Here is a 23,136-nt window from a genome sequence, read left to right on the forward strand (position 1 = left end):
CAGGAATCCGAGGGCGAGGAGCCCGAGGGTGAGGGCGAAGGCGATGCGGAGGAAGGCGCCGACTCCGCATACGAGGACGAGGACGAGGACGAGGACGAAGGAGCGGCGGAGGACGAGGACGCGGACGAGGACGAGGAGGGGGCGGAGGACGCGTACGAGGACGAGGACGAGGACGAAGAGGGAACGGAGGACGAGGAGGGAACGGAGGACGAAGAGACGGAGGAGGACGAGGAGGAGGACGAGGCTCCCAGGAAGAGGAGAGGACAGAGGCGAGGCCGTGACTGACGTCGACTTCCGGCGGGAGTCCTATCCCGCCTCCGGCCCTCAGACCACCAACCTCGCCGACATTCTCGAACGCGTTCTGGACAAAGGCATCGTGATCGCCGGGGACATCAAGATCGATCTCCTGGACATCGAACTGCTCACCATTCGGCTCCGCCTGTTCGTGGCATCCGTGGACACCGCGAAGAAGGCCGGAATCGACTGGTGGGAAAATGATCCGGCACTCAGCTCGCGTGCTTCCCGCGACGCCTTGCAGGAGGAGAACCGCGAATTGCGCGAGCGGCTGAAGGAACTCGAATCCGAGGCAGCGGACACATAGCGGCATCAAAGGCCCCACAGCAACGCCCGAACCCGGCAAGGAACAAGGAGAACCGAGGTACATGACGGAGCGCGGCCCTGTGCCTTCGGGCGCCAACGCCATCTACGTGTTCGCTGTCTGCTGGAATCCGGACCTCTCGGCCGTCGTCGGGCTGCCAGGTGTCACGGACGAAGCGCCTGTGGGCTCACTGTCGCTGGGGACACTGACGGCGATCGTCCAGACCGTCCGGGCGAGCGACTTCACCGACGAGGTCTGGCAGGCGCGCCTGTCCGACCGATATGAACTGGAGCGATATGCGCGCGCCCACCACGACGTCGTCTCTGCGGCCGCGGCTGGCTGCCCGACAGTTCCCCTGCCGATGGCCACGCTGTACCACGATGAGGAGAGGGCGCGCGAGGCGCTGGGCAAAGAGGCGGGTCGGTTCAATGTGGCGCTCAAACGCATCGCGCACCACGCCGAATGGGGTGTGAAGGTCTACGCGCCGCCCTGCCCAAGAGAGGACACAGGGCAGGCGCCGGTCCGGCATCTCACGCCCACCGACCGATCGCGCCCTGCGCCCGGAGCCGGCCTCGCCTACCTGAACCGCAAGCGAGGTGCGCAGGAGCGCCGCGAGCGGAGCCAGGACGACGCCTTGAGAACCGCGGAAGCGGTGGATACCGAAGTCCGGGGCCTCGCCACGGCGTCCCGCAGGTTGCGGCCGCACGCCCAGCCATCCGGGGAACGCCGGGTCCAGGTCCTCAACGCGACGTATCTGGTGGCCGAGCACCGTGCCGAGGAACTCGCCCTGTTGGCACGGACACTGCGGGAACGCACGGGAGCGGACATCGAGCTGTCGGGGCCGTGGGTGCCCTATTCATTCGTCGGCGAGGTGTAGACCGTGACGCGTGAGGTGGTGCCCTGGGACGGTTCCGGGCCCCTGAGCGGCCCCATCGGGGTACCGCTCGTCGATCTGCTGGACCGCGTCCTGGCAACCGGCGTGGTGATCAGTGGGGATCTGGTCATCGCCATCGCTGACGTCCCGCTGGTGCGGTTGTCCCTGCACGCGCTGCTGTCGTCCGTCAACGAGCGCGTCCCGGCTCCCTGGGCGGACGGCGGCCCGCTATGAGCGGTTCCCGACTCGACCTGGACTCCGACCAGATGGGGCGCGACCTCGTCGCCCTGGTTCTCACCGTGGTCGAACTGCTCCGGCAGCTGATGGAGCGCCAGGCGATTCGCCGTGTCGAGCAGGGTGACCTCAGCGACGAGCAGGTTGACGAGATCGGGACCACGCTGATGCTGCTCGACCAGCGGATGGCGGAGCTCTGCGAGCAGCACGGGGTACGTCCGGAAGACCTCAACCTCGACCTCGGCCCGCTCGGGAGCCTTTTGCCCAGAAGCTGAAGACGCTGACGCTGCCCGCTTCCGCGTACCGTGCGGTCTGGCCCGTCATACTGGCTCTTCACAGTTGGATCGGCGTCGGCTGCCCGACCAGCGACAGCGATGCGCACACGCAGCCGGAGGCCCGATCTTGTGTCACCGTTCGCAGTGGACTTCTTCGCGTACCCGCTCAGATCGGTCAACGGCGCACCCGATAGCGCAGGTGAAGCACCCGGTTGCCCTGAATCACCACGTCAGGATCCTCCAACAGGTGCTGCGCGTGGACCGACCCGAAATAGCGCTTGCCGGACCCGAACACCACGGGTACGACGTCCATGCGCACCTCGTCGATCAGGCCCGCGGCAAGCACCTGGCCACCGACGTCGCCAGCGGCGACCTCGACCATGCGGTCACCCGCAAGCTCCTGCGCCTTGGCCACGGCTGCCTCGACGCCGTCGACGAAGTGGAACGGCGCCTCGGGGTCCCAGCCCTTGGGCTCCGGCCGGTGCGTCACGACGACCACGTGGTCGATCCCGCCCGGAGGCTTCCCGTCCCAGCCGTCCGTCAGGTCGAAGACGTGGCGGCCGACGATCGTGACTCCGATCTGGTCCCAGTACGGCCGGGTGTAGTCGTAGGACGTCTGCGACACCTTCACCTCGCCGCTCTCGTCCAACGGGACGTCACCGTTGGACAACCAGTCGAACAGCGGTCCGGGCTGGTCGTTCTCGTCCGCGACGAAGCCGTCCACCGACACCGAGCTGTACATGACGACCTTGCCCACGGGGCTCTCCTTTGCTTCGGGGTGCTCCCAAATTAGCGTGTCGTGAGCTGCCGCTCTTGTAAGAAATCAATGGGCCGGCAGCGGCCGGCCGTCCAGCGCGTGGCCGGGATGTTCGCGCAGGAACCGCTGCCGGACTTCGACGTACCGGGTCGGCCTGAGCCCGGTGAACGCCCGGAACTCGTGGCCGAAGTGGGCCTGGTCGAAGTAGCCTGCGCCACGGCGAGGTCGCGGTAGGTGCGGGCCAGCCCTTTCGGCGTGACGCCGATGAGCATCGATTCGGTCGGCGGGATTACGCCGTTGCCGTTGCCACTCGCCACTTGCCGTCGCGTTCCGGCGTGTGGACAAAGACGTCAGGTGCGGCGGTGGCGCTGGTCGCTGTTGTCCCAACGATCAGCGCCGGGTCCGGGCGATGCGGGGACCCACCTCTCGAGTGACCGTGCCCGGTTCGTTCAAACAGGCACGTCGGCGGCTCACGGGCCGCACGGGAGAAGCGATCACCGGACTTGCCGCGTTCGTGTCCCGTGCGGATGCAGGAGTCCGAGTGCGTCCGTGGGCATACGGCATGGCCGTCTCTCGCGGTCGAGTGGCCCCGCTATGAGGAGCCGGCGGTACCGCCTTGAAGCTCTGCCTCCGTCTGTGGGGGCACGTCGCTGAGCTGCTCGCGCAGGTAGTTCCAGATCACGGCGACGATTGCGGCAGCCGGTACGGCGAGCAGGCTCCCGACGACACCGGCCAGACTGCCGCCGAGCGTCACCGCAAGCAGCACCACCGCCGCGTGCAGGCCGAGACCGCGACTTTGGATCATGGGCTGGAACACGTTTCCCTCGAGTTGCTGCACCACGACGATGATCGCCAGCATGATCAGCGCGTCCGTCAGGCCGTTCGACACCAAGGTGATGAGGACCGCGACGAGGCCGGCGAAGACGGCGCCCACGATCGGGACGAAGGCGGTGACGAACGTCAGAACGGCCAGCGGGAGGACCAGCGGGACTCCCAGGATCCAGAGGCCGGCACCGATCAGCACGGCGTCGAGCAGGCCGACGAGTGCCTGGGAACGTACGAACGCGCTCAACGTGTCCCAGCCGCGGGCTGCCACGGTCGGAACGTCCGTGGCCAGGCGGCCCGGGAGTTGGCGGGTGAGCCACGGCAGGAACCGCGGACCGTCCTTGAGGAAGAAGAACATCAGGAACAGCGCCAGAATGGCAGTGACCAGGCCGTTGACGACAGTGCTCACGCCCGTGACGACCGCCGTCACCACGCTGCCGACGCTGTCCTGAATGCGGTTGATCGCGGCGTCCGAGGTCTTGGAGATCTGGTCGTCGCCTATGTTCAGGGGTGGCCCCGCGGCCCACTCGCGGACCTTGTGGATCCCTTGGACCACGCCGTCGGTCAGCTCACCGGTCTGAGAGGCCACCGGCACCGCGATCAGAGCGACGACGCCCAGGGCGACGACGAGGAACAGCACGGTCACTGCTGAGGCGGCGAGTGCGGGGCGCCAGCCGCGTCGGCGCAGGAAGCGGGTGAGAGGCCAGGTCAGTGTGGTGAGGAACAGGGCGACGACCAGCGGCCAGACCACCGACCACATCCGCCCAACAACCCACAGAGCCACGCCGGTCATCAAGAGAACCAGCAGCAGGTCGACCGAGATGCGCGCGGACGCGCGCAGCGCGGCACGGGTTTTCGTGGAGCTCAATGGGGCAGTCATGCGATCACCCTATGGGCGTGCGTACGGGTCATACTCCGCCTTCCTTACCAGAGAGTGCCCCTGTGGCCTTGGCCCGAGTCGGCACGGTGTCCCAGCGGTCGTGTACCCCCGATCAACTCGATCACCGGGCCGGCCGGGGTGGTGCGGGGGTGAACGGTCGGTTCCTGGGTCACATCTGCTCTTCGCCGCTGTGCCGGGGAACATTGAAGGCCAGGACCGCGGTGTCGTCGTCCACGCCGGTCCCGAAGGCGTCGAGCAGGTCCCGAATCGCGGCCACGGAGTCGCCGGCGGTAGTGGGTGCGAGTGCCTGGGCGAACCTCAGCAGGGCTTCGTCGCCGTAGCGGCCGTCGGCGCCGGCGGAGCGGGCTTCGGTGAGCCCGTCGGTGTAGAGGAACAGCGTGTCGCCGGGGTCGAGGCGGACGGTGGTGGTGGCGATGTCGGCGTCGGGCAGGACGCCGATCAGCTGGCCGCCGGGGGTCGGCAGGTAGTCGGCCTGGCCGTCGGAACGCATCAGCAGGGCTGGCGGGTGGCCACCGCCGGCCAGGGTGACCTGGAAGCCGCCCTTGTCTCCGTCCGGGGTGAGCAGACCGAAGATGACGGTGCAAAAGAGCGGGTCCTGGCCGTTGTCCTCATGATTCAAGACGGTGTTGAGGTTGGCGAGGACAGCCGCGGGATCGGGGTCGTACACGGCGGCCGCGCGCAGTGTGTAGCGCGCGAGGGACGTGACGGCCGCCGCGGCGGCGCCTTTTCCGCAGACGTCGCCCAGGAAGAATCCCCAGGTGCCTGAGACGAGGGGGAACAGGTCGTAGAAGTCACCGCCGACCTCGTCGGTGGAGGCGACGTGGTAGTGGGCGGCGACGTCCAGGCCGGGCACGTCCACCAGGGTGGGGGGCAGGAGCGTCTTCTGGAGTGTGGCGTTCAGTTGCTTCAGGCGTTCGCGTTCCCGGTCCGATTCCTGGCGGGCACGCAAGAGCTCGGATTCGTAGGTACGCCGGTCTCGGGCGTCGAAAACAGTGGTGCGGATCAGCAGCGGCTGTCCGTCACTGCCCGTGCGCATGATGGAGGTCACCAGAACCGGCAGCCGGCCGCCGTCAGAGGTTTTGAGTTCCAGGGCGATGCCGCTGATCTCGCCCTGCAGGCGCAGCAATGGGCCGAAATGGGTCTCGTGGTAGAGCCGGCCGCCGACGGTGAGCAGATCGGAGAAATCCCTCCGGCCCACCAGGTCGCTGTTCTCGTAGCCGAGCCAGTTCAGCAGAGTCTGGTTGATCTTCGCGATGCGACCGTCCAGCGTCGTGGAGAGGTAGCCGCACGGCGCGTGTTCGTACAGGTCCTCCGCGCTGTCCTCCAGCAACGCGGAGAACACGGCCTGGTCGCCGATCGGCCGAGAGTGAGGGGGCGGACTCTCGCTCTTCTCGTCGTCGGTCCTGCGGGTCAAAGCCCGGCTCCGGGCAAGGCCGCGATCGCGGCAGCGGTCTCCTCGGGGGCGGCGAGCCGCTGACAGTGCCTTGCGGCATTCGGCGTGATCAGCCCGCTGCCGGGAATCCGCGCGGGCACGAAGGGTTCCAGCACGTCCTCGGGACAGCCGTCGATCGTGGGATGGCGCCGCTGCCTCCAGGAGGACAGATCCGGGCGCCACGACCCCACGTGGTCGAGCAGCGCCACGGTGAGATCGCGCTCCAGCAGTGGCATCACAGCCGCCTCGGGTTCTGGTCGCACCCGAATCCGTGCGCGAGCGCCACAACGGGGACGGCGGTTCGGCCGGTCACCGTCTGGTTCCTGCTCCGCACGTCCATACGGACATCCTCGCAGACTGCTCCGAAACCTGAAGAAATGCATCATATCGATGCACCACGCGCAATCGGGCCATCTGTGTATGGTTCGCCGACCCGGGGGCACTCGATGCGAAGAGAGCCACGGGACCCGAGTGCCGAAAGGGACAGGACTCGCCTCGACGGAGGGCTGTACCGCAGAACCCCGTCGTCGCGGACGCACCAAGCGTCCGCCTCCTCGAGTCCTCAGCCGACGCGGCATGGGCGCGCGACAGGAGGACCCAGGTCGTCTCGCGCCGTACCCGGACATCGGAGGCAGTCAGTGACCACCCAGACGTACACCCCCTTGGTGCCCCCCTTTCTGCTGGCGCCCCCCGGGGTGTACCGGCCCCAGTACGACACACGCCTGCTCGCGCGGGCGCTGAGACGTGAGGACATGGGCTCCGACACCCAGGTGCTGGAGCTGGGAACGGGCAGTGGTGCCCTGGCGTTGGAGGCGGCGAGACGGGGTGCCCGGGTGACGGCTGTCGACATCTCCCGACGGGCCGTGCTGACCGCGCGCCTCAACGCCCTGATGGCCCGGGCACGCGTCACCGTGCGGCGCGGCGACCTCACGGCCGCGGTGGCGGGTCGGTCGTACGACCTGGTGATCAGCAATCCGCCCTACGTGCCCTCACCCGATGCCCGCCCCCCGCGCAGAGGCGCCGCCCGGGCCTGGGACGCGGGACACGACGGCCGAACTCTGGTGGACCGGATCTGCGATGGCGCCCCCGCGGTGCTGCGGCCCACCGGTGTACTGCTCGTGGTCCACTCGGGGCTCTGCGGTGTCGACGCCACCCTGGACCGGCTCACGCGCGCCGGGATGACTCCGGTGGTCACGGACAGGGCCATGGTGCCCTTCGGGCCGGTACTCCGGTCCCGACTGGCGTGGCTGCGTCGGACAGGTCTGGTCCGCGACGAGGTCGAGGAAGAACTGGTGGTCATCCGTGCCGAACACGCCTGAACGACCGCGCCGTGTCCGGGTAGACCCGGACGGGCCGCTGCTCGTGGAGGGGCCGGTCGAGGTGATCGGGAAGGACGGCAGCGTCGCTGTCTCCCGCCGGTTCACCGTGGCCATCTGCACCTGCCGACGCAGCCGCACCTATCCGTGGTGCGACACCAGTCACCGCCGCCGTGTGAAGCCGGACGGCGGGACCAGCGGGCCCGTCGGGTCGCCCGCTGACCGCGGACCCGAGCCCGGTGATGAGACCGAACAGGCAGCCGGGCCGAAGGGAGCCGAGTGATGTCCACCCGACAAGAGGCCCGACTGTCCAGCCCGCCCCTGCCCACCCCGCGGGGACCGCTGTCCGCCGGCGTCGTCTCCGCTCTCCGGCACGGACAGCCCGTGCCGGGACCGGAAGGGGCGGCCGGCGTCGATCCCTACGGTGACGATCTGCAGCTCGCGCTGTATGTGTTGTACGAACTCCACTACCAAGGTTTCGAGGGCGTGGACGAAGAGCGTGAGTGGGACCCCGGCCTTCTCGCCCTGCGCCGCGCACTCGAACAAAGCTTTCTCGCCGCTCTGCGTGCCGACGTCCCACGCCCGGTCCCGGTGCAGGAGGCGCTCGACGATCTGCAGATCGAGCCGGTCGGCCACGACGAAACGAGCGTCTCGCACTATCTGCAACGCGAGGGCGAACCTTGCCAGTTGGCGGAGTATGCGGCGCTGCGCTCGCTCTACCACCTCAAAGAGGCGGACCCGCACGCCTGGGTCATTCCCCGGCTGCACGGCCGCGCCAAGGCGGCGATGGTGGCGGTCGAGTACGACGAATTCGGTGCGGGGCGCCCCGAGGAGATCCATGCCAGGCTGTTCGCCGACCTCATGGACGACCTCGGCCTGGAGACGGCATACGGCCACTACCTCGACGCCGCCCCGGCCGCGGCACTCGCCACCGTGAACCTGATGTCCCTGTTCGGGCTGCACCGGGCGTTGCGGGGCGCGCTCGTCGGACACTTCGCCGCCGTCGAGGTGACGTCCTCCCCGGGCTCGCGCCGACTGGCCAAGGCACTACGCCGCATCGGTGCCGGGCCGGCCGCCATCCGGTTCTACGACGAGCACGTCGAGGCGGACGCGGTCCACGAACAGGTCGTGCGCCATGACGTGGTGGGCGGTCTGCTGGAGAGCGAGCCCGCGTTGGAACGGGACGTCGTCTTCGGCGTCCAGGCCACCACGCTCCTGGAGGACCGGCTCGGAGCCGTGCTCCTCGCTGCCTGGCGGGACGGGAGCAGTGCCCTTCGCATCCCGCCCCAGTCCCGCGGACAGGGTCAGGTGCTTCGCCCGACCTCTGCCTCTCCCCGCCCGGGACAGGAGGCCCGCCGGAATGAAGGTCAGACCACAGGACCCCGTTGAGCGTCGATCCGTCACCGGATCCGTCTCACCTTCCGGGCAGGGAGTCACCATGGACAGCAATCGCGAGATGGATTCGGCGCACCAGGTACCCGAGGGTGTCGACGAGGAGACGGTGAACGCCCTGGGGGCGCTCTCGAAGGCTCTGGAGACCACGGAGCGGGCCCGCGGCCATCTGTACGGGTTCCACCAGCTGACCGGCACGGCGGACTTCGAGCTCGGCGAAGCCGCCCGGCTGCTGCGCGAGGCGGGCCACGAGGCACACGCCGCCCGGGTCGAGCGCGAACTTGTCGGCCGCAATGTCATCCCCGGGCACTGGACCTTCCAGATCGTCGAGGCCTACAACTCCACCTACTACCAGCCCTTCGCCGCCGTGGAACGCGACCTCGTCGACGAACTGGCCTCCGGGCGGGAACACCTCCTGGAGGCTCGCCTCAAAACGGCCCGCCGCACCCATCAGCACCCCCACCACACCGCGACACCTCCGCCGCCCGAGAGGTAGGTCCCGGTCTCGCGCACCTGGGCACCGCTCTCGTGGCTGCCGTCGGAAACCACCTCGCCCCCTACGGACTGCGCCGTGTGTTGCCGGCCACGGCGGACGCCCACGCTGTCTACGCCGAAGTGGGATTCGCGCCGCTCGAAAAGCCGGAGAAGTGGATGACGCTCGGCGAGCGGTGAGGCGCTGCCCTGCGAATGGTCCACCACGACATGTCTTCGGCGACCTTTGCCACGAAACCGTCTCCGGCGACCTCTGCCACGAAACTGGTTTCGGCAACCTCTTCGACTTCGGCAACCTCTTCGTGAAATCGGCCAGAAACGCTTTTCGGAGCGTTTTTGAGGACGCCTTCACGCCGTCCGGCTCGCGGCTCGTGATCAGGATGTGCGGGCCGTGGTCTCAAACACGGAAATCGCCGCTCTGAAGCGGTCTGCGGGATTCCCGGCGTGCAATTGTCAGAATTGCAGAATTGGTCCCGAAAAATATCACGCTTCAGGACCGTTCGATGCCTCAGCGTCACGCTATTTCGAAATCGGTTTACCGGGTCGAAAGGCGGGAATCCCGACATTAGTGCTTCGGACGGAAGGCACGTCCGTGGGAGCGGTCAGCTCCGGAAGACGATGTCTCGCGTCGCTCGTGCGTGCGCCCCATGGTGTTCTGCCCAGACGGCAACCCCTTGAGGGAGTTGTAAGCACCATGCGCACTGCGATCACCACGAAGCGGCATACGCATCACGACGCCCCCGACACCGCCGCCCCGTTCGCTCACTTTGCCGGTCTCCCCGACGGACCTGAGCGACAGGCTCTGCGTGACGAGATCGTGCGGGCGTGGATGCCCATGGCGGAGCGCATCGCCGGCAAGTACCGCGGCCGGGGCGAGTCCGTCGAAGATCTGACCCAGGTCGCCGCGTTGGGCCTGGTCAAGTCCGTCGACCGCTACGAACCGAGCCGGGGCAACGCGTTCGAGAGCTATGCGGTCCCGACCATCGTCGGAGAGATCAAGCGTCACTTCCGCGACCACATGTGGGTCCTGCATGTGCCGCGCCGGGTCCAGGAAGCGCGTAACAGGGTGCGCACCGCCATGAAGGACCTCGCACCGACGCTCTCGGACCACCGGCCCACCGTCACGGAGATCGCCGAGTACGCACACCTGACAGAAGACGACGTACGCACCGGTCTGGAAGCCCTGGACAGTTTCGCGACGCTGTCCCTGGACGCCGAACTGCCCGGCGGGGACAACGGATTCACCCTGTCCGACGCGCTGGGCGAGTCCGATGCCGGTTTCGACCTGGTCGTCGACCGTGAAGCCGTCAAGCCCGCTCTGCGCACCCTTCCAGAACGCGAGCGGACGATCCTCTACCTGCGGTTCTTCCGCGGCATGACACAGAGCTGCATCGCGGAGGAGCTCGGCATCTCGCAGATGCATGTGTCGCGTCTGCTCAGCAGCACCTGCGCGTCGCTGCGCGAGGAGGTGCTCTCGGACGCGGCGTAGGCTCCGGGAGCGGACGCGGCCGGCGGGCCGGTGAGCTCGCCGTTCGGGGAACCGGCGACGGGCTCGCGGACTCGCTGCCGAGTGCTCCCGCGAAGGATCGGCCGAAACGGCGGAGCACATCTTCGGAATGCCGGGACGGGAGTACACCGGTCTTGGGATTGCCGGGACGGGACTACCGGGCTGATCAGGGCCGGGCCGCGGCTCGGGAATCACGGAGGGCCGCACTTGAACCGCTGCGGTTGTGCGGCGCACGGCGCGGGTGTGCAGCCCACCGCGATGTCCGTCCCCATGGGGCACCGCTGCTGTCGGTCCGGCGAACGCGCTTAAACGGCGCCGCCCAGACATTCCCTACCAGTAGTGTCGTCGTCCGCCGACCTCACGCCCTACTGCTCCCAGAACCCACAGCACAATTCCGATCGCGACCAGGATGATCCCGATGGTCCAGAGAATTCCAATGCCCGCGACGAGACCGACGACGAGCAGAATGACTCCGAGGATGATCATGGCGTCCTCCGTTGACGGGACGTCCTCTGCGGGCGTCCCCTCTTCTTTTCACGGGTCCCCGCCTTCCTGTGAGGCAAACACGGCTTTCGAAGCCCCGGGTGGATGAAGGCGATCTCCTCGGTGTCCGGAGGCGTTGGCTGATCACGAGCGCTCCTGGCGCGGTGACATCCGCCGATCTCCCGCCGGGAAATGGTGCTCCCGGCGGGCGAACCGTCCGCGTCGGCGGGGTGTTATGCGACGAGCCTCAGGAGCTTGTTGGGCGAACCGGTGCCGATGCCGGTCAGTACGTTGGATGTGGCGCCGCTGACCAGCGCGTTGGCGACCTCGGCCGGAGTGGCCGTCGGGTGGCTGGTGAGATACACGGCGGCCGCGCCCGACACGTGCGGGGCGGCGAACGAGGTGCCCGACCCGGTGTAGGTGGCGGTGTCGGAGGTGTTCCACCCGGCGGTGATGTTCGATCCGGGGGCGAACAGGTCAACCCTGGAGCCGTAGTTGGAGTAGCTGGCCCTGGCGTCGCTGCTGGTGGTGGCACCGACGGTGATCGCGCTGCTCACCCGGGCCGGGGAGTAGTTCGCGGCGTTGACGCCGGAGTTGCCTGCCGCGATGGAGTAAGTCACGCCGGAGGCGATCGAGTTGCTGACCGCGGTGTCCAGGGAGGTGCTGGCGCTGCCTCCGAGGGACACGTTGGCCACGGACGGGCCGGTGTGGTGGGCGGTGATCCAGTCGACCCCGGCGATCACTCCGGCCGTGGTGCCGGAACCGTCGTTGCCAAGGACCCGGACCGCTACGATCTTGGCCTTCTTGGCGACCCCGTAGGTGCTGCCCGCGACGGTGGTGGCCACGTGGGTTCCGTGGCCGTAGCCGTCCTGGGCGGTGGAGTCGTTGTCGACGAAGTCGTAGCCGTACGAGGCCCGGCCGCTGATCTCCGCGTGGGAGATCCGGACGCCGGTGTCCAGGACGTAGACGGTTGCCCCGCCGCCGGCCGTGTCGGGGTAGGTGTAGGTGCCGCTCAGCGGGCGAGCCGCCTGGTCGATCCGGTCCAGTCCCCACGGGGCGTTGGACTGGGTGGCGTCGACGTGGACCTTCTGGTCCTGCTCGACAGTGGCGACGGACGGGTCGGCGGCGAGTCTGCGGGCCTCGGTGGCGGTGAGGGTCGCGGTGTAGCCGTTGAGCGCGGAGCCGAAGGTGCGCTTCACCTTGCCGCCGTAGCCGGATATCAGGTTCCGCCCGGGGGCGGAGGCGGCCTTGACGCCCGCCGAGTTCTTGAGGGTGACGATGTAGCTGCCGGCGACGGCCGTGGCCGACCCGGCGTGCAGCACCCGGCCCTCGGCCGAGGCCGCGTGCGCCGGTAACGCGGTGCCCGCTCCCAGGGCGGCGGCGGTGAGGGTCGTCGTGATCGCCGCGGCGATCAGCCGCCCGGTGGTACGGATCAGTGTCATCGCGAGTGTTCCTTCTCGATCGGTGGCGCGCTGTGCGGGCTCGATGGGGCTTCGCTGCACACATCGCCGGAGGGCCGGAGTCGGCGCCTGCGGTTTCCCTACCGTTGAACACCGCGGACCGGGGGAACAAGGGGAAACAGCATTTGTCATATCCCTGCCATGGCGCGTCCACGGCACGTAATGGAGCGTCATGTGGGTGTAAAGAAAACGCAGTCGTGGACATGGGTCGATCGGATGGCTCCGGGCCGAGTGGCGGGGCCGACATCGCTCAGCGCCGCGTGAGCTCCAACTCCAGCGGCCATGCGACGACTTCCGTGCGGTGCCGGGCCTGCCGCGGATCGGCGCCCCACGCGTACAGCCCGTGCCCGGCCAGGACCACTGCCGGCATCCGCGTATCCCGCGCCCGGTTCCGTGATGGTGACTCCCGGCCGAACGGCATTCGGGAGCGCAGCAGTTGTTGTCCTGTTTCGTGAGCGAGGAGCCGCCGGCAAGGTGGTCGACCGGCCGGAGGCCGCTTGGGGGGTGACTGCGCGGCGCTCGCCCCTTTCCCGCCTCGGAGTGCGGAGGGCTGGAAGAGCGCGGAGCGTCCGGACGTTGCCTCCAGGTATGAGGATCAGCGAAGCCTCCCGAGTCAGCGGCGCGAGTGCGAGATCGTTGCGGCACTACGAGGACGAGGGACTGATCGTCCCCGGTCGTTGCGGCAATGGGTACCGCGACTACTGCCCGGCCACCATCGACCGGGTCCTGGTCATCCGTTCGCTGCTGGAAGCCGGGCTGCCCGTGCGGCTGATCAGGGAACCCTTGACGCGCCTCACGGAGGGACCTGAAGTCGACGCGCGGGGGCAGTGTGCGCGGTTCCTGCTGGAGGTACGCGGCTATCGCGATCGGCTCGCCGCCCGCATCGCCCTTCTCAGCGAGCAGCAGGCGGCACTCGACACCTACCTGCGCGACGCCGGCCACACGGATCTGTGAACGCCACTTGACCTTGACACCAGCGTGAGACTTCTACGTTCCGTGCATGGAGATCAACGAGCGGCACCCTGCCCCCGCGCGGACAATGCGAGCACTCGTCCAGCGGTCCCACCGAGGGCCGAAGGACTTGGCCCTCACGATCGAACGTCGCCTCCCTGTCCCTGGGCCCGGCGCCTACCTGATCCGGGTCGGCGCCGCCGGTGTCAACTTCGCGGATGTCATGCAGAGTTGTGGCACCTATGGAGGGGGCCCACAGGCGCCGTACGTGGCGGGCTTCGAAGCCGTCGGTGAGGTCGTGGGCGTCGGCCCTGGCATCCAGAGCCCGTTGAGGACGGGCACCCGTGTCGTCGGAATGGGCCCAGGTGCCTTCGCGCAGTACATGACGATGCCGGCCGCGGGCGTACTGCCTGTCCCCTCAGGTTGGAGGGACGCCGAGGCTCTCGGCCTGGTACTGAACGGGGTGACCGCGTTGGCGGCACTGAAGCCGTTGGGGGAGATCAAGGCAGCTGACACCGTGCTCATTCACGCCGCCGCCGGGGGCGTGGGCCAGATCGCCGTACGGCTCGCCCGTCATTACGGTGCGCGCGTGATCGGCACGGCGTCACCAGCCAAGCACGACACCGTCAGAGCGCTCGGTGTCGACGAGGTCCTGGACAGCGCACGTCCCGACCTGGCCGAGGAGGTCACCCGCCTGACGGGCGGTGTCGATCTGGTCCTGGAATCCGTGGGAAGAACGACCTTCGAGACGAGCCTGTCGGTCGCCAGACCCTTCGTGGGACGCGTCGTCGTGTTCGGCGCCGCTTCCGGAGACGCCACCCTGACCACGCACGACCTCGTATTCCGGCACCGGGCCCAGATCAAGGGCCTGCACATCGGCGCGCTGGCGGTCGAAGCCCCGGACATCTACCGATCACTGCTCGTCGAGATCGAGGCACTCATCGCCGAGGGCGTATACCCGCCTGGCACCCCCCAGGTCCACCCGCTGGCGGATGGGCCGACGGTACTGCGGGAACTCGAGGCGGGCCGGACCCGCGGCAAGCTCGCCCTCGATCCCTGGAGTTGAGGAAGACCCGCGGCATCACCGCGATGCCTCGCCGCGCCTTGAGGGCGGCCACGCTACCTGGATCGCGCCGGCCGCCGCTCAGTCGGTCGGTCAGGGGACGCGGGGCCGTCGGTGGTGCGGTCGTGGGACCCGCGACCGTCCTTGTCGACGCCGAAGCTCAACACAGCCGTGGCCGCGGAGGTGACGGCGAGCCGCACCGCCCACTCGCCGACGGCGCTGTTCCCGACGGTGGAGGCGAAGACGGACGCGTCGAGGAGGGCGCTGCTCGCGGGCCACGAGCCCATGCAGGCCAACAGATAGACCCACAGGGGAGGTTCGTTGGAGGCGGCGAGAAGGGAGGCCGCGAGGGCCGGGACCGGGTGCAAGCGACCATCCTGGCCTACGAGAGCGGGCTGATCCGCCCGCGCGGCGCGCCCGCCGACCGACTCCCCGCGCCGCCCGGTTCGTCGTCCTCGGAGCGGTGCCGGTAGCCGTCGGCGAGCCGGTCAGGAGTGATCAACCCGACGACCCGGGGTGGCGAACCGCCTTCGTCGTCGAACCGCGCGTCGCGCGACTTCACTGATCCTCACGGCGCCGTCACAGCGCTCGGGCCGCGTAGGCCCGGACATCCGCGTCCGGGTCGGCCGTCGCCGTGGCCAGGGCCGCGCGGGCGTCCTCGGCGGTACGGTGCCGGGTCAACGCCAGTACGGCGGCCTTGCGTACGTCGGCGTTCGGGTCGGCGAGGGCCTTGGCCAGCGCCGGGATCGCCAAGCCGGGGTCCGCGAACGACAGGGCTGTGGCGGAGCCGGCCCGGACCTGCCAGGCCGCATCGGACAGGGCGGCCACGGCGCGGGCGTCCAGCGGTGCCGGGCAGCCGGTGGAGCCCAGTGCCTCGTAGGCGGCCGCACGCACCAGGGCGTCCGGATCGTCGATCAGCTCGGACAGGGCCGAGTGGGCCGCGCCGGGCTCGGGGCCCGTCGGTGTGGTGTCGCCGGGCTGCCCCGCGGCGGTGGTGCCCAGTGCCTTGGCGATCGTGACGCGGACCTCGCGGGACGGGTCCCCGGCCGCGCGGGCCACCTCCGCGGTGGCGTCGACCGACACGAGCGCACGCACGGCCGCGATGCGGACGGCGATGCCGGAGTCCGACAGCGAGTCCCGGAACAGCGCGGCGTCACCGAGACGCAGGGCGCGCAGGACGTCCAGTGCGGCGGCCCGCACGATGGGGTCTCCTCCGGACAAGGCGGCGGCGAGGCCGTCGCGCAGCGCCGGTTCGGGCGGCAGCGTCTCGACGAGTTCGCGCAATGAGCCGGCCGCGGCCGCGCGCACGCCGGCGTCGGCGTCGACGAGTGCCGCGGCGAGGGCCGGTCCGGTGCCGGGCGGCACGGTCTCGGTCAGGACACCGACGGCGGTCCGCCGGACGGTGGGATCGGCGTCGCTCAAGTAGGGAGCCACGGAGGCCAGTTCGGGTTCCTCCTCCGCGAGCGAGATCAGTTCGAGGAGGCGCGGTGTGGTCGGCGCGTCCGCGGCGGCGGCGCGGTGGACGGTCGCGCCGCTCGGTGAGGTCCCGTGCGCCATCGTCACCGGCGCCGCTTCCCGGGCCCCGGCCGTCGCCACCTGCTGAGGGTGGACCTCGCCGAGGTGACGGGAGGGGCCGCCGACCGGAGTGAAACCGTCGACCGGCACCAGATACGGAGCCACCGGACGGGTGGTGAACTCCATAGCCCCGGACGGCGACTTGTACAGGTCGAGGTGGTGGAACCAGGAGGTGTCGTCGCGCTCAGGGTGGTCGAGGCGGTCGTGGTAGAGGCCCCACCGGGACTCCGTGCGTGCCAGGGACGCCCGCGCGGCCATCTCCGCGCAGTCGCGGATGAAGGTGACCTCGGCGCAGCGCATCAGCTCGTGCGGGGTACGGGCGCCCATCTCCGCGATGTCGTCGCGCATCCGCTCGAACGCCTCCAGAGCGAGTGACAGTCGGGCGCCGGACTTCGGCGGGGCCACGTAGTCGTTCACGAAGCGGCGCAGCTTGTATTCGACCTGGGTCTGCGGCGGGCCGTCCGGGTTGCGCAGCGGGCGGTAGATCAGGTCGTGAGCCTCGCGCAGCTGGCCGGACGGCAGTTCGCCCTCGTACGCCGTGTACCGGGCCGCGTCCGCGCCCGCCAGATCGCCGAACACGAACGCGCCGATCATGTAGTTGTGCGGGACGCAGGCCAGGTCTCCGGCGGCGTACAGTCGCGGCACGGTCGTACGGGCGTGGTCGTCCACGCGTACGCCCGAAGCCGAATGGCCGCCGCACAGACCGATTTCGGAGATGTGCATCTCGATGTCGTGCGTGCGGTAGTCGTGGCCGCGGCCGGAGTGGAACGTGCCCCGGGTCGGGCGCTCGGTCGAGTGCAGGATCGACTCCAGTGCCGCGACCGACTCCTCCGGCAGGTGACTCAGCTTCAGGTACACCGGGCCGCGGTCGGACGCCACCTCGGCCGCGAACTCGGCCATCATCTGCCCGGACCAGTAGTCGGAGTCGACGAAGCGTTCGCCGTGCCGGTTGACCTGGTAGCCGCCGAAGGGGTTCGCCACGTAGGCGCAGGCCGGACCGTTGTAGTCCTTGATCAGCGGGTTGATCTGGAAGCACTCGATGCCGGTGAGTTCGGCGCCCGCGTGGTACGCCATGGCGTAGCCGTCGCCAGCGTTGGTCGGGTTCTCGTACGTGCCGTACAGGTAGCCGGAGGCGGGCAGGCCCAGCCGGCCGCAGGCGCCGGTCGCCAGGATCACGGCGCCCGCGCGGACGGTGACGAACCGCCCTGTACGCGTGTTGAATCCCGCCGCCCCCACGGCCTGCCCCCGCACTGTCAGCACGCGCACCGGCATCACCCGGTTCTCGATGCGGATCCGCTCCCGCATCTCACGCCGGCGCAGCTGCCGGTACAGGACCTTCTTGACGTCCTTGCCCTCCGGCATGGGCAGCACGTACGAGCCGGAGCGGTGCACCTGGCGGACCGCGTACTCGCCGTGCTCGTCCTTCTCGAACTTCACCCCGTACGACTCGAGGCGCTGCACCATGGCGAAGCCGCGGGTCGCGGTCTGGCGGACGGTGGCCTGGTCGACGATGCCGTCGTTGGCGCGGGTGATCTCGGCGACGTAGTCGTCGGGTTCGGCGCGGCCCGGGACGACCGCGTTGTTGACGCCGTCCATGCCCATGGCGAGGGCGCCGGAGTGGCGGACGTGGGCCTTCTCCAGCAGGATCACGTGCGCGCCGTGTTCGGCGGCGGTCAGCGCCGCCATGGTGCCGGCCGTGCCGCCCCCGATGACGAGGACGTCGCAGCTCAGCTCCTCGGCGTCGCCGAGGGCGGGGATCTCCAGGGGGGTGTTCACGGGAGTGGTCACCGATGTGCCTTTCAGGTACCGAGCGAGGAGAGGACGTCGCGTCGCAGTGCCACGCGCGCCGGTTCGTCGTGCGCGGTGCGGTCGCGCGGGCGAGGCACGGCGCGCAGTGCGGCGAGCCGGCCGGAGCCGAGCAGCGCCACCCGGTCCCCGAGGAACAGCGCCTCGTCGACGTCGTGGGTGACGAACACGACGGTCGCGCCCGTGCCCCGCAACACCTCCACCAGCAGATCCTGCATCCCGGCGCGGGTCTGGGCGTCGAGGGCGCCGAAGGGCTCGTCCATGAGGACGGCGCGCGGCGCCGGCGCCAGGGCGCGGGCCAGTTGTGCGCGCTGGCGCTGGCCGCCGGAGACGCGGTGCGGCAACTGTCGGGACTGCTCGGCGAGCCCGACCCGGGAGAGCCAGGACTCGGCCTGCGCGCGGCGTTCGGCTCGGGGCAACCCCGCGATGGCGAGCGGCAGTTCGACGTTCGCGCGCAAGGTGCGCCAGGGCAGGAGAGCGTCCTCCTGGAAGATCAGGGCACGGTCGGCGGAAGGGCCCGTCAGCCGGCACGTGTCCTGGACGACCTCTCCGGCGAGGGGAGCCAGCAGCCCGGCCAGCGTGCGCAGCAGCGTCGACTTGCCGCAGCCGGAGGGACCGACGACGGTGAGGATCTCGCCGGGAGCCACGTCGAGGTCCACCCGGTCCAGCACGGGCGCGCCCGGGCGACCGAGGGTGGCGCCGCGCAGGGCGAGCCCCGCCCCCGTGCGCGACGGTGGACGGACGTCAGACAAGCTGGTCATGGGGCACGTCCTCCTCGGTCCTGGGTGCTACGGGTACGGGGGTGCCGGCATCGCGCACCCGCCGCGGGACCCGCACCCCGGGCACGTACGACGTACGCGGCAGCCAGCGGGTCAGGCGACGGCCCAGGAGCTCCACGGCCGTGGAGGTGACCCAGCCGAGGACACCGATCGTCACCATCCCGACGAACACACCCGGATAGTTGACGATCGTGTAGTCCTGCCAGGTGCGGTAGCCGACGCCGTACTGGCCGGAGATCATCTCGGCGGAGATGACGCAGATCCACGAGACGCCGAGGCCGACCGACAGGCCGCCGAAGATGCCGGGCAGCGCGCCCGGCAGGACGACCGACCCGAGGATCCTCAGGCGGCCGCCGCCCATGGTGCGCACCGCCTCTTCCCACACCGGGGTCAGCGCGCGGACGGAGTGCCGGGTGGAGACCAGGACGGGGAAGAAGGCGGCGGTGAAGGTGATGAAGACGATGCCCTGTTCGTTGGAGGGCAGGAGGAGGATCGCCACGGGGACGAGGGCGATGGCCGGGATGGGCCGGATCACCTCCAGCAGCGGGCCGAGCAGGTCCTCGGCGAGGCGGGAGCGGGCGACGAGCACACCCGTGGCCACGCCCAGGACGGCGGCGAGCAGGAAGCCGGTGAGGATGCGGGTCAGGCTGTCGGTGAGGTCCGTCCAGAAGTCGGCGCCGGACAGGCGTTCGGTGAAGGTGCGTGCCACATCGGCGACCGTGGGGAACTGTGAGAAGCGCAGCCACAGGTCGACGTTCAGGCTGGTCAGCAGCTGCCAGAGGCCGAGGGCGGCCGCCAGCGAGCCGAGGCGCAGTGCGAACCGGCCCGCCCGCCGCGGATACCGGGGCGTGAACCGTCCGGCCCGGTGCGCGTCCGGGGTCATGACGCCCGCCGCAGTGCGTCGGCGTACGTGATGACGCGGGCGCCGCCGTGCTCGGCCACGTACGCCTTCGCGGTCGCCGGTGTGACGAAGGGGAGGAGCCGGTCACCGTCGGTCACCCAGACCGCCTTGTCGGCGAACCACGGGGTGCCGGTGGTGGCGTCGGGTACGTAGGCGGCGCGGATCGCGTCCTTGTGCCGACTGACGTAACTCAGCAGCGCTGAAGGGGACTTGAGAGTACGAGTCTGCTCGGCGCCCTTCGGCCACACCTCGCTCGCGACCGGTGCGGGCGTCGCGGCGAGACGCACGGCGTAGGCGGGTCCGAGGGCCCTCCTGACGTACCGGTCGTCGACGAAGGCGTCCACGTCCACGTCGCCGGTGAGCTTCGCCGACCTGAGGATCGACACGTCCTGCTTCAGGGCGGAGACGAGCTGCGGTTTGATCGCCGGAGCGAAGGTGGCGATGCCGTGGGCGCCGTTGTAGAGGTAGACGACCTCGGCGGGCAGGCCGGTGGCCTCGGCGACCTTCTCGGCGGCGGGGGCGGGGTGGGCGTTGAGATAGTCCGTCGCCTCTGCCTGCGCCTTGAGGAAGGCTTCCAGGACGGCGGGCCGCTTCTTGGCGAACTCCTCGCGCGCGGTGACACCGTGGAAGGTCGGCAGGTTCAACTGGGCCCCGTCGTACAGGGCCTTGGCCTTGCCCTGGTAGGCGAGCAGGCCCGGCCAGGCGACGAACTGCGACAGCGCGTCCGCGCTGCCCCCGGAGAGGGCTGACGCCCCCACCGCCGGTTGCTGGTTGAGTTTCTGGATGTCCTCGTCGGGGTCGATGCCGGCGCGTTGCAGGGCACGGATGAGTGTGCCGTCGGCGGCCGAGCCGATGCTCGTCGAGACCTTCTTGCCCTTGAGGTCCGCGAGGGAGCCGAGCTGGGAGTCGGGGGCGGTGACGATGGTGTTGAGGCCACCGCGGAGGTTGTAGCCGGTGACCGAGACGAGGTGGGTGGGGCGGCCGAGTTGCTTGCCCCGGGCCGCGTTGATCAGAAGAGGGAAGTCACCCATCGAGCCGATGTCGATCTTCCCGGCGGTCATCTGGGCGGTGATGGGGGCACCGGTGGCGTAGTCCTGCCAGTCGACCTTGTAGGTGTGGCCGTCGTGGAGGGCGTTGAGGTCCTTCTCGAAATAGCCGAGGGACCGCAGGAGGGTGCCGGCCGTGACCGTGTTGATGGTCTTGGACTGGTAGCCGACGGTGACGGTGACGGTGGAGCCGTCGCCTCCCGCCGCGGCGTTGCCGCCGCAGGCCGTGAGGGAGAGGAGAAGGAGAGTGCTTGCGGCAACTGCTGTGTATTTCATGGGAGTTCAGGGCCTCTCACCGGAGCAGGTAGGGCATGTTGACCGTGACGGCTCCGGTGGGACAGCGGGCCGCGCACGGGCCGCAGTACCAGCACTCGTCGACGTGCATGTACGCCTTGCCGCTGCCGTCGTCGATGGCGAGGGAGTCCAGCGGGCACATGTCCACGCAGAGCGTGCAGCCGTCGATGCACTTCGACTGGTCGATGGTCACGGGCACGTCGGCCCGCTGGGGTGCCAAGGGCATGGCTGTCTCCTGGAAGGTCGTGCGGAGGGGAAGGGTGAGGTCAGAGCGACCGGTGCAGGAGGCCGCTCATCGTGATGCGGTCGCCGCGGAATCGGATGAACTCCAGGTCGACCGGGCGGCCGTCGGCGAGGTGCGTGAGCCGTTCCAGCATGAGGACGGCCGCGCCGCGCGGGGCTTCGAGCACGGCGGCGGAGTGGGCGTCGGCCGTGACCGCCTCCAGGGTGATCTCGGCGTGACCGAGGGGCCGGCCGGTGATGGCTTCCAGGAGACGGAAGACGTCGGTGTTCTCGAGGTCGGCGCCGAGCAGGGCGCTGCCGATATCCAGGGGGATGTAGGTGAGGTCGAGAGACAGGGGGAGGCCACCCAGGCGGCGCAGGCGTTCGATGTAGAGGACGTCTGTGCCGGGCGGGACATGAAGGCGCTCGGCGACGGGGGCGGGTGCCGGGGCGGGGCCCACCGTACGGACCTCGTTGGTGACCCGGCCGTGTTCACGGAGGGTTTCGGCGAGGCCCATCAGGCGGTCGAGGCCGTGGGGGTACTTCCGGGCGACGACCACCGTGCCGACGCCGGGTTGGCGTTCGACGAGGCCTTCGGCCCGCAGGAGGTCGAGGGCCTGGCGGACGGTGTTGCGGGAAGCCCGGTAGTCCGCGGCGAGGGTCGACTCGTGCGGCAGCGTGCCGGTGGGGAAGCCGCCGGTGAGGAGTTGGTGGCGGAGGAGGTCGGCAAGCTGCCGGGCCTGATCGGCGCGCAGTCGGCGCCGCGCTCGGTGGGCGGCGACGGTGGTCGCGCCCTGGCCGGCGTGGTCTCGGATGCGGTCGGTGGGAGGCACGGGTCGAACCCTAGCGATCCGATAGGGATAGTCGTGTTGCTGAAGTGTTGCGCCACCTGATGCCTGACCAAACACGCCACTGACCTGGGGTTTCCGGCGGCCGGTGGGGAGATGTGCCAGCTGCTGCCGGTCCGGGGGAGGGGCGCGGGGCGCTGCGGGACGCGACCCGCAGCGGAGCGGGCGCCGACCTCCGCACCCTCGGCGCAGGGGCCGTCTGCCATGTGCCGCCGTCCTCGACTTCGGTCTCCAGAGCGGGCCGGTTCCACGTTTCCGCAATGTGAGACCTGTCCGAAACTTGTTGACCGACCGTGCGGGTGTCTGCTCAACTCACGTTCCATGAAGCCGCGCGTGGATTTGACTCGGAGGCGCCACATCGACCTGGCGCACGTCTCCAGCGCGTTCTGTTGTCGTTGACCCTCAAGGCGCGCAGCTGATCCGCGAAGCGGTCCTCGGCAGCCGTCGATCCGCTCCGAAGGCCTGACCTCGCAAGCTGCGGTGCGATGCCGCCGCAGCGGTGTCTCCCGGGGTACCGCGGTGTCCGCCGCATGACTGCCCTCTTCTTCCCCCCGCGCTCCTCGCCGCGCTCCTGCTCCCTCTCCCTGGGGAGAAGTGGGTGCGGCGCAGCTCAAGGTGGGCGCGGGGATGGGCCGTCAGTTACGGGCCAAGGGCACCTCGTGCAAGTGGCGTGGGCCGGGCGGGACTTCCGCAGCACATCCCGGACGGCGCACACCGGCCGGCCCGGCAGCACGACTCGTCACCACACAGCCTGACCCTCGTCCGGTACGCCCCGCGCAGTCGTCGAGGTCCTCGCGTCCGCGACCGGACCGGGTACCGGCTTCGTGGCCGTTCATCGCCGTCGTCACCCGTTCACTCCGACTCCTCAGCACCTGGTGCGCCCAAACCCTCGAGAGGGGCCTCTCATGCCTCCGACCATCCGCAAACTCACGGGCCGTAGCGGCGCGGTCGTCGGTGACGCCCCGCACCGCACCAAGGAGTTGGAGGTGGCCGTCCGATGACCGAGGTCAGCTTCAAGAGGCCGCCGCCTGGACGGCCGCGCGTACGGAGTGGTCGTCGGCGACGTCGGCGGTGAAGCCGCGCAGCGGGGTGTGGACACCACTCG

The 23,136-nt window shown here is 69.7% G+C and carries 26 protein-coding genes and 3 pseudogenes; 13 read left to right on the plus strand and 16 right to left on the minus strand.

All coding sequences use genetic code 11. The annotated features are described in order from the left end of the window. The 5 genes from ACFWBT_RS28810 to ACFWBT_RS28830 all read left to right on the plus strand — a co-directional run. A partial coding sequence (locus tag ACFWBT_RS28810; RefSeq protein WP_385705604.1) for a hypothetical protein occupies positions 1 to 285 on the plus strand: 285 nt, incomplete at its 5' end. Beyond that, positions 278 to 601: a gas vesicle protein gene (locus tag ACFWBT_RS28815; protein ID WP_385705606.1), complete on the plus strand. Its 324-nt coding sequence runs from the start codon at positions 278 to 280 to the stop codon at positions 599 to 601. The genes ACFWBT_RS28810 and ACFWBT_RS28815, both read left to right, overlap by 8 nt. A 61-nt stretch (positions 602 to 662) precedes the next feature. Further along, positions 663 to 1,475 carry a GvpL/GvpF family gas vesicle protein gene (locus ACFWBT_RS28820; protein WP_385705608.1) on the plus strand — a complete coding sequence of 271 codons (813 nt, stop codon included), beginning with the start codon at positions 663 to 665 and terminating at the stop codon, positions 1,473 to 1,475. Positions 1,476 to 1,478: 3 nt separating this feature from the next. Beyond that, positions 1,479 to 1,706 (plus strand): gas vesicle protein, encoded by a 228-nt coding sequence (locus tag ACFWBT_RS28825; protein WP_385705610.1) that lies wholly within the window; start codon positions 1,479 to 1,481, stop codon positions 1,704 to 1,706. Then, positions 1,703 to 1,981: a gas vesicle protein K gene (locus tag ACFWBT_RS28830; RefSeq protein ID WP_266765149.1), complete on the plus strand. Its 279-nt coding sequence runs from the start codon at positions 1,703 to 1,705 to the stop codon at positions 1,979 to 1,981. The genes ACFWBT_RS28825 and ACFWBT_RS28830 overlap by 4 nt, the downstream gene beginning before the upstream one ends. 175 nt (positions 1,982 to 2,156) lie before the next feature. Here the strand turns inward: ACFWBT_RS28830 and ACFWBT_RS28835 are convergent, their stop codons facing one another. The 5 genes and pseudogenes from ACFWBT_RS28835 to ACFWBT_RS28855 all read right to left on the minus strand — a co-directional run bounded on the left by ACFWBT_RS28835 (position 2,157) and on the right by ACFWBT_RS28855 (position 6,132). Then, on the minus strand, positions 2,157 to 2,738 hold the full coding sequence (locus ACFWBT_RS28835) for a dihydrofolate reductase family protein (RefSeq protein WP_385705612.1): 582 nt from the start codon (positions 2,736 to 2,738) through the stop codon (positions 2,157 to 2,159). A 592-nt stretch (positions 2,739 to 3,330) separates the two neighbouring features. After that, positions 3,331 to 4,443, minus strand: a complete 1,113-nt coding sequence (locus tag ACFWBT_RS28840; protein WP_385705614.1) for an AI-2E family transporter — start codon at positions 4,441 to 4,443, stop codon at positions 3,331 to 3,333. A gap of 169 nt (positions 4,444 to 4,612) precedes the next feature. Next, a complete protein-coding gene (locus ACFWBT_RS28845) occupies positions 4,613 to 5,323 on the minus strand; it encodes a PP2C family protein-serine/threonine phosphatase (RefSeq protein ID WP_385705645.1) in 711 nt (236 codons plus the stop codon). Positions 5,324 to 5,425: 102 nt separating this feature from the next. Next, positions 5,426 to 5,806 (minus strand): annotated as a pseudogene (locus ACFWBT_RS28850) (PAS domain-containing protein); the annotation flags it as partial. A 68-nt stretch (positions 5,807 to 5,874) separates the two neighbouring features. Further along, positions 5,875 to 6,132, minus strand: coding sequence for a hypothetical protein (locus tag ACFWBT_RS28855; protein ID WP_385705616.1), 258 nt, complete (start codon positions 6,130 to 6,132; stop codon positions 5,875 to 5,877). 402 nt (positions 6,133 to 6,534) lie between these two features. On the opposite strand from ACFWBT_RS28855, the gene ACFWBT_RS28860 reads away from it, so the two are divergent. The 6 genes and pseudogenes from ACFWBT_RS28860 to ACFWBT_RS28885 all read left to right on the plus strand — a co-directional run bounded on the left by ACFWBT_RS28860 (position 6,535) and on the right by ACFWBT_RS28885 (position 10,585). Beyond that, entirely contained in the window at positions 6,535 to 7,215 is a 681-nt protein-coding gene (locus tag ACFWBT_RS28860) for a HemK2/MTQ2 family protein methyltransferase (protein ID WP_385705618.1), read from the plus strand. A 61-nt stretch (positions 7,216 to 7,276) separates the two neighbouring features. Continuing rightward, complete coding sequence (locus ACFWBT_RS28865; RefSeq protein ID WP_385705647.1) at positions 7,277 to 7,495, plus strand: CDGSH iron-sulfur domain-containing protein; 219 nt, start codon at positions 7,277 to 7,279, stop codon at positions 7,493 to 7,495. Then, on the plus strand, positions 7,495 to 8,601 hold the full coding sequence (locus tag ACFWBT_RS28870; protein WP_385705620.1) for an iron-containing redox enzyme family protein: 1,107 nt from the start codon (positions 7,495 to 7,497) through the stop codon (positions 8,599 to 8,601). Before ACFWBT_RS28865 ends, ACFWBT_RS28870 begins: the two co-directional genes overlap by 1 nt. 49 nt (positions 8,602 to 8,650) lie before the next feature. After that, positions 8,651 to 9,100, plus strand: coding sequence for a hypothetical protein (locus ACFWBT_RS28875; protein ID WP_385705622.1), 450 nt, complete (start codon positions 8,651 to 8,653; stop codon positions 9,098 to 9,100). A 17-nt stretch (positions 9,101 to 9,117) separates the two neighbouring features. After that, positions 9,118 to 9,276, plus strand: a pseudogene (locus ACFWBT_RS28880) (GNAT family N-acetyltransferase); the annotation flags it as partial. Between the two features lie 514 nt (positions 9,277 to 9,790). Next, on the plus strand, positions 9,791 to 10,585 hold the full coding sequence (locus ACFWBT_RS28885) for a SigB/SigF/SigG family RNA polymerase sigma factor (RefSeq protein ID WP_385705624.1): 795 nt from the start codon (positions 9,791 to 9,793) through the stop codon (positions 10,583 to 10,585). A 348-nt stretch (positions 10,586 to 10,933) separates the two neighbouring features. On the opposite strand, the gene ACFWBT_RS28890 is transcribed toward ACFWBT_RS28885, so the two are convergent. The 3 genes and pseudogenes from ACFWBT_RS28890 to ACFWBT_RS28900 form a co-directional block, all read right to left on the minus strand. Further along, entirely contained in the window at positions 10,934 to 11,089 is a 156-nt protein-coding gene (locus ACFWBT_RS28890; RefSeq protein ID WP_385705625.1) for a hypothetical protein, read from the minus strand. 230 nt (positions 11,090 to 11,319) lie between these two features. After that, entirely contained in the window at positions 11,320 to 12,528 is a 1,209-nt protein-coding gene (locus ACFWBT_RS28895; protein WP_385705627.1) for a S8 family peptidase, read from the minus strand. A 268-nt stretch (positions 12,529 to 12,796) separates the two neighbouring features. Further along, positions 12,797 to 12,931 (minus strand): annotated as a pseudogene (locus tag ACFWBT_RS28900) (class II aldolase/adducin family protein); the annotation flags it as partial. A gap of 203 nt (positions 12,932 to 13,134) precedes the next feature. Here ACFWBT_RS28900 and ACFWBT_RS28905 point away from each other — a divergent pair. Beyond that, positions 13,135 to 13,500: a MerR family transcriptional regulator gene (locus ACFWBT_RS28905; protein WP_385705628.1), complete on the plus strand. Its 366-nt coding sequence runs from the start codon at positions 13,135 to 13,137 to the stop codon at positions 13,498 to 13,500. Positions 13,501 to 13,720: 220 nt separating this feature from the next. After that, complete coding sequence (locus ACFWBT_RS28910; protein WP_385705649.1) at positions 13,721 to 14,563, plus strand: zinc-binding dehydrogenase; 843 nt, start codon at positions 13,721 to 13,723, stop codon at positions 14,561 to 14,563. A 53-nt stretch (positions 14,564 to 14,616) separates the two neighbouring features. Here the strand turns inward: ACFWBT_RS28910 and ACFWBT_RS28915 are convergent, their stop codons facing one another. Genes ACFWBT_RS28915 through ACFWBT_RS28950 form a run of 8 tightly spaced genes read right to left on the minus strand, consistent with a single transcriptional unit; the run spans position 14,617 to position 22,016 of the window. After that, positions 14,617 to 14,928: a hypothetical protein gene (locus tag ACFWBT_RS28915; protein ID WP_385705629.1), complete on the minus strand. Its 312-nt coding sequence runs from the start codon at positions 14,926 to 14,928 to the stop codon at positions 14,617 to 14,619. A 14-nt stretch (positions 14,929 to 14,942) separates the two neighbouring features. Continuing rightward, entirely contained in the window at positions 14,943 to 15,122 is a 180-nt protein-coding gene (locus tag ACFWBT_RS28920; RefSeq protein WP_385705631.1) for a hypothetical protein, read from the minus strand. Positions 15,123 to 15,139: 17 nt separating this feature from the next. Next, positions 15,140 to 17,923: a fumarate reductase/succinate dehydrogenase flavoprotein subunit gene (locus tag ACFWBT_RS28925; RefSeq protein ID WP_385705633.1), complete on the minus strand. Its 2,784-nt coding sequence runs from the start codon at positions 17,921 to 17,923 to the stop codon at positions 15,140 to 15,142. An 11-nt stretch (positions 17,924 to 17,934) separates the two neighbouring features. Next, entirely contained in the window at positions 17,935 to 18,702 is a 768-nt protein-coding gene (locus tag ACFWBT_RS28930) for an ABC transporter ATP-binding protein (protein WP_385705635.1), read from the minus strand. After that, entirely contained in the window at positions 18,686 to 19,603 is a 918-nt protein-coding gene (locus ACFWBT_RS28935) for an ABC transporter permease (protein ID WP_385705637.1), read from the minus strand. Before ACFWBT_RS28935 ends, ACFWBT_RS28930 begins: the two co-directional genes overlap by 17 nt. Continuing rightward, on the minus strand, positions 19,600 to 20,943 hold the full coding sequence (locus ACFWBT_RS28940) for an ABC transporter substrate-binding protein (protein WP_385705639.1): 1,344 nt from the start codon (positions 20,941 to 20,943) through the stop codon (positions 19,600 to 19,602). The genes ACFWBT_RS28935 and ACFWBT_RS28940 overlap by 4 nt, the downstream gene beginning before the upstream one ends. 16 nt (positions 20,944 to 20,959) lie before the next feature. Further along, on the minus strand, positions 20,960 to 21,187 hold the full coding sequence (locus tag ACFWBT_RS28945; protein WP_385705641.1) for a ferredoxin family protein: 228 nt from the start codon (positions 21,185 to 21,187) through the stop codon (positions 20,960 to 20,962). 40 nt (positions 21,188 to 21,227) lie between these two features. Continuing rightward, positions 21,228 to 22,016 (minus strand): GntR family transcriptional regulator, encoded by a 789-nt coding sequence (locus tag ACFWBT_RS28950; RefSeq protein WP_385705643.1) that lies wholly within the window; start codon positions 22,014 to 22,016, stop codon positions 21,228 to 21,230. Between the last annotated feature and the right edge of the window lie 1,120 nt (positions 22,017 to 23,136).

Source organism: Streptomyces sp. NPDC060027, assembly GCF_042737005.1.
Classification (GTDB): domain Bacteria; phylum Actinomycetota; class Actinomycetes; order Streptomycetales; family Streptomycetaceae; genus Streptomyces.